At 61.5% G+C, this 1,957-nt stretch carries 2 protein-coding genes; both read left to right on the top strand.

Translation table 11 applies throughout. The annotated features are described in order from the left end of the window. Positions 1 to 189: choice-of-anchor Q domain-containing protein (locus ASF77_RS24535; protein ID WP_307180917.1), on the top strand; the 189-nt coding region annotated here is incomplete at its 5' end. A 240-nt stretch (positions 190 to 429) separates the two neighbouring features. Then, positions 430 to 1,957, top strand: a 1,528-nt coding sequence (locus ASF77_RS11425; protein WP_156648861.1) for a right-handed parallel beta-helix repeat-containing protein, incomplete at its 3' end; no start/stop codon positions are given.

The following is a 1,957-nucleotide window of genomic DNA, read 5'->3' on the forward strand; positions in this document are numbered from 1 at the left end:
ACCAGCACGCTCACCACCGAGCCGCTGCTGGCCGGCTACTCGCGCACCGCCGCGATGCCGAACTTCAAGCCATCGACCAGCTCGCCGGTCATCGGCCGCGGCATCGCGACCTACGCCCACCCGACCGACATCGACGGCAAGCCGCGCAACACCACGACCGGCTTCGACATCGGCGCTTATCAACACTAATCAGCACTGATATTCCGCTAGCCCAGGCTGACAACCCCGCGCATCCGTAAGGACGCGCGGGGTTTTTTACATCCTGCCAGCTTGTGTCCAGACCTAAGCGCTCGGCTCACAATTGTTTCCAAGAGGAACAACCTGTGTAACATTGATACACAAAAGAAATTTTTTTTGGAAAACGTTGAACTTAAGAAGTTTCCACAGCTCAAAGGTATGCATTCAATTTTTTGTTAGGGAAACTTTCGCATGAAGAAGCAAGCCGTCAACGCAGTCCTCCGCAATGCTGTAGTCCTCCTGATCGCATCGATCGCTACCGCCGGCGCCCAGGCACAAACCTCGACCACCCTGAGCGGCTACGACAGCCTCAGCGCCACCCCAGGCACCCAGAGCAGCGCCACCCTGCCGGCAACGACCTACAACTATTATGTTTCGCCGACCGGTTCGGACACCGCCGCCGGCACCAAGGCCGCCCCATTCAAAACCCTGGCACGCGCCGCCAAGGCCGCCATCAAGCCAGGCACCACCGTCTTCGTTGCACCGGGCACCTATGCCGGTGGCTTCAAGACCACCGGTAACGGCACCGCCGCAGCCCGCATCTACTGGGTCTCAACCACCAAGTGGGGCGCCAAAATCGTGCCACCGGCAAATTCGACCAACAAGACCGCCTGGGATAACCGCGGCCACTACGTCAGCATCATCGGTTTCGAAGTCGACGGCAGCAAGATCCAAAGCGGCACCAAGTGGACGCTGGGCATCTACACCGGCGGTTCCTACAACGTCATCGAAGGCAACCACGTGCACCACACGGCCAACACGATTCCCTGCTCGAGCGCGGGCGGTTCGGCGATTGGTGTCGACAGCTACTACAAGGGCGTGATGGGCGACGTCATCGGCAACGTCGTGCACGATATCGGCCCAGCCGGCTGCACCTACGTCCAGGGCATTTATCACAGCACTTCGGGCTCGATCAAGAACAACGTCGTCTACCGCGTCGGTTCGGCTGCAATCCACCTCTGGCACGATGCGACCAACCTGAAGATCACCAACAACACGGTGAGCTCGTCGGTCTTCGGCATCATCGTCGGCGGCGGCGACTATTACTTCACATCCGCTGGCGCCAACAACGTGCATGTGTACAACAACATCGTGTACGACAACAAGTACGGCATTTCGGAGCAGGGCAAGACCGGCACCGGCAACACCTACAAGAACAACCTGGTGTTCAAGAACACGACCTATAACTGGCAACTGCGCAATGGCCTGAAGCACACTGGCACGCTGACGACCGAGCCGCTGCTGGCCGGCTACTCGCGCACCGCCGCCATGCCGAACTTCAAGCCGGCGACCAACTCGCCTGTGATCGGCCGCGGTACTGCGACCTACGCACATCCGACCGACATTGACGGCCAGGCGCGCAACGCCACCACCGGTTTCGATATCGGCGCTTACCAACACGTCCGCGCCAGCACGACACCGACGCCTGCACCAACGCCAACTCCGGCACCAACGCCAACGCCAACGCCAGCACCAACGCCGACCCCAACCCCGGCACCTGCGCCTGCGCCTGCACCTGCACCTGCACCAGCACCGGCGCCTGCACCAGCGCCCGCACCTGCGCCGGCCGCAATTCCGGTGACGACGTACAACTACTACGTCTCGCCGACCGGCTCCGACACGGCTGCCGGCACCAAGGCCGCACCATTCAAGACCCTGGCGCGTGCCGCCAAGGCCGCTATCAAGCCGAGCACGACGGTCTTTGTCGCACCGGGCACCT

This window comes from Massilia sp. Leaf139, assembly GCF_001424165.1.
Lineage (GTDB): Bacteria > Pseudomonadota > Gammaproteobacteria > Burkholderiales > Burkholderiaceae_D > Telluria.